This window comes from Polaribacter sp., assembly GCF_965660385.1.
In the GTDB taxonomy this organism is placed as follows: domain Bacteria; phylum Bacteroidota; class Bacteroidia; order Flavobacteriales; family Flavobacteriaceae; genus Polaribacter.
In genome coordinates, this window is the sequence record NZ_CBFHZT010000096.1 from 1,280 (window position 1) to 5,070 (window position 3,791).

The following is a 3,791-nucleotide window of genomic DNA, read 5'->3' on the forward strand; positions in this document are numbered from 1 at the left end:
ACGAAATTTATGAACACATTAATTACGATGTTAAACCATTTAGTTTAGCTGCTATTGATAGTTTATACGACAGAACAATTACCGTAAACGGTTTGGCAAAAGCATTTGCTATGACTGGTTGGAGAATTGGTTATATTGGTGCTCCAGAATGGATTGCAAAAGCGTGTACTAAAATGCAAGGGCAAATTACCTCTGGTACCAATTGTATTGCACAAAGAGCGGCTATAACAGCAGTTTTAGCGCCAATTAGCAAAATACAATACATGGTTGATGAATTTAAAACCAGAAGAGGTATTGTAATTGATTTATTGAAAGAAATTGACGGTTTTAAAGTAAATGTGCCAGATGGTGCTTTTTATGTTTTCCCAGATATTTCTGCGTATTTTGGCAAAACAATTCAAGGAATTACAATTAATAATGCAAGCGATTTTGCTTTATTTATCTTAGAAAAAGCAAATGTAGCTACAGTTACTGGAGACGCATTTGGTGCGCCTAACTGTATTAGAATTTCATATGCTGCATCAGAATTACAAATTCGTGAAGCTATAAAAAGAATTAAAGAAGCGTTAAGCTAAACTTCTAGCTTTATATAAATTATAAATCCATCTTTTTTTGAGATGGATTTTTTTTGTTCTTGTTTTTAGCGTGTCCTTTCAGGTCAGGCTTTTCGCACTCGCTTCCCGATTATAAATCGGGAGAGCTCAAACAATTGCTTCAATCCTTCACGCGTGCTTACTTGCTAAGTTATCGAAATCATAAAGTGCATTGCTTTTTAAGATACCATAATGATTATCGCTACCATAAAAAAGGAAACCTTTAAAATAGTACCAGCAGCACTCTGTGCATTTTCTTGATGCGCTTCTACCATCAATTTCATTTTTGATAATGTTTCTCTTTTACATTCAGAAATATTAGCTCTAATTTCTCTTTTATAAGCCGAATTTAAAATTCCTCTTTCTACAGTGTTTATGTATGTTGTTTTCATAATGTTTAGTTTATTTGATTACATACTTAAGACGAGATATAAAAAAATTTGTTACAAGCTAAACAACTACAAACCAGTGCTAAAATTCAATTTTTGTAGTATTTATAGTTTACGACAACGTGAAAAAAAGTTTAAAAAATGTATTAAAATGAAAAAGCCACACTTAAATGAAGTATGACTTTTATCGCTTTGGGGAACTTTAATCATGTAATTTTAAAAAAACCAGACCATTATTTTAAATAAGGTTTACTGATTTAATTATTCTATTTCTTACTGTCTCTTATAAATTATTTAATATCACTGTTCTTAATTTCTAATAAAAATTTAGTCGGTGGCCCCAAGCTTTTGTTGATTTTGAAAAAGTAAGTACCTCCCTACTTGAAGCCACACCCCCTAAATTATGAATTGATTTGAACTAATCTAATAACCTACCTCAAAAATACTACCTAAGTTGTAATCTAAAATATGTAAGTTAACAACTGATATTATACAGGCATAACTGGTTTTCTTTTGGAAATAAAATAACGGATTTTTCTCGTAGTTGCCAATAAAAATAAAACGTCATACTTACTTTCGCATTTACGACAAACAAATGATTTACTAAATGGATAAATCCTAAACTTAAATTGTGTACTACAAATTGGCTCAAGGATATCTTTATTTTTACAGACTAAACATTTCATTTTACAATCTATTTTAATATTTAACTTTAGTTTTCAGCACGTGCAAAACTTGGTATTTACCACATGTTTTGTACTAGTAATAATTAAATTTACTGAGTTAAAGCCAATGAATCTCTTAGTAAGTAGTAATTGGGTAAATAAGAGAATAGTTGATTTATATGAATTTTATTTAATGCAAAACTTATAAAGTTTATGGGGTATTGAAAACTTTCTGCACTAAGTGTGCTTTAAGTTTATCTCTTTTAAATATTTTATCTGTAAATATTTACGAGGTAGTCGAATAACTATATAAAAATTCACGTACACTCTTAAAGGATAAGTATACTTTAATGCAGTTAAAAATTAAACGTTTTTATTTGTTAAAAGTAATCTCAACTTATGTTAAAATAAACAGTAGCTATGAGCTAAGATATTTCCTCATTTTTTAAAAGCTTGCTTGATGCTTTTAATACTTGTATTACTTTTTTTGTATTCGATTTGAATTCATGGGTTATTGTTGATTCTAAATTGAATTTTAGAATTTCTGTTATATTGTTTTCTAAAGAGCCAATCCCCATAACTTCTATGTTTGGTTTTATTTTATGAATTATTCTTCTAATGGCTAAAACATTATTTACTTCTAATGCTTTTTCTAAAAGTAAACTGTTTTCATCAGCTAAACTAATAAACATTTTTACCATTTTTTTTATAAATTCATTGTCAATTCCATTTGTTTTTTTGTATTCACTAATATCAAATAACGGTTCTTCTTTACCCTTTAAAGTTTCATTATTAGGAGCATTATTGTTCAATTTTTTAACATCTTTAGACACCTCTAAAACTGCTTGAATATTTCTAAACAATACTTTTTCTGCAAAAGGTTTGGTAATGTATGCGTTCATTCCAATTTTTAAATATAAATCTATATCACGCTTAAATGCATTTGCAGTTAACGCGATAATAGGTGTTTGTATTTTAAGATTATTACGTATAATTCGAGTAGCTTCCACACCATCCATTATAGGCATTTGTATATCCATTAAAATTAAATCGAAATTTTGTTTTTTTATCAACTGTGTAGCAATTAAACCATTTTGTGCCTCTGTTGTTACAAAGCCTAAATAATCTAAACTTTTTATGGTTATAAACCTGTTCATTTCATTGTCTTCTACTAGAAGTACCTTGTGCCCTTTATAAGCACCTTGCTTAACTTGTTGAATATTTGAATTTAAACTATCCTGATTCCTCTTTTCAAGAGTTAAATCAAAATAGGAATTTGTTCCTTTATTTTTAACACTTCTTATAATTAATTCACTACCCATAAGTTTAATTAAATCGTTTGAAATTGGCATACCTAATCCACTGCCTTCATATTCTCTATTTGCTGTATTTTGTTCTTGAGAAAACTTTTCAAATATTTTAGCTATAAACTCATTCGACATTCCAATACCTGTATCAGCAACTTCAAAACGTAGTGTTTGGGATTGCTTGCTATTATTTATTAGTGCTACTTTTAAATGTATAAAACCTTTGTTTGTAAACTTTATTGAATTCCGCACAAGATTAATTAATACTTGTTTAATTCTAATATCATCACCAACAAGAGCATGATGAATATCTGGGTTAATATCTAGGATAAATTTTATGTTTTTTTCTTGAGCTTGAGAAGTTAAAATAGCATGTACATCGTAAATCATAGCACTCGGATTAAAAACTTTTTTTACAATTTCCATTTCCCCTGATTCTATTTTGGTAATATCAAGAATGTTATTTAATATCATTAATAAATGTTTTGCCGATTTTTCTGATTGGCTCACATAAAATTGCTGGTTTGATGTTAAATTTTCTTTATTTAATTCTCGAATCATACCAATAATAACGTTTAAAGGGGTTCTTATTTCATGACTCATGTTTGCCAAAAAAAGTTCTTTTGCTCTTGAAGCTGCACGCTCAGACAAAATTGCTTTTTCAATTTTATATTCTAATTTTTTTTGTTTGGTAATATCTAGGTGAATACGTATCCAACCAATTAACTCTCCATTATCATTATAATTTGCTGCAGAACTTACAAACAACCATTTTAAATCTCCGTTTTTGTCATTTACTTTAATTTCATAATTTCTAGAATCTTGATTGTTTTCTTT

The 3,791-nt window shown here is 28.5% G+C and carries 3 protein-coding genes; 1 reads left to right on the plus strand and 2 read right to left on the minus strand.

Going from position 1 to position 3,791, the window contains the following annotated elements; genetic code table 11:
• Positions 1-575: aminotransferase class I/II-fold pyridoxal phosphate-dependent enzyme (locus tag ACTG3V_RS14980; protein ID WP_439132983.1), on the plus strand; the 575-nt coding region annotated here is incomplete at its 5' end.
• Positions 576-772: 197 nt separating this feature from the next.
• Here ACTG3V_RS14980 and ACTG3V_RS14985 read toward each other — a convergent pair.
• Both ACTG3V_RS14985 and ACTG3V_RS14990 read right to left on the minus strand, forming a co-directional pair.
• On the minus strand, positions 773-985 hold the full coding sequence (locus ACTG3V_RS14985) for a hypothetical protein (RefSeq protein ID WP_439132984.1): 213 nt from the start codon (positions 983-985) through the stop codon (positions 773-775).
• A 1,087-nt stretch (positions 986-2,072) separates the two neighbouring features.
• On the minus strand, positions 2,073-3,791 hold a 1,719-nt coding region (locus ACTG3V_RS14990), incomplete at its 5' end, for a response regulator (protein ID WP_439132985.1).

Excerpts from the sequence above, each read along its gene's own strand:
- ACTG3V_RS14985 (WP_439132984.1), bottom strand. The coding sequence starts at position 985 with ATGAAAACAACATACATAAACACTGTAGAAAGAGGAATTTTAAATTCG.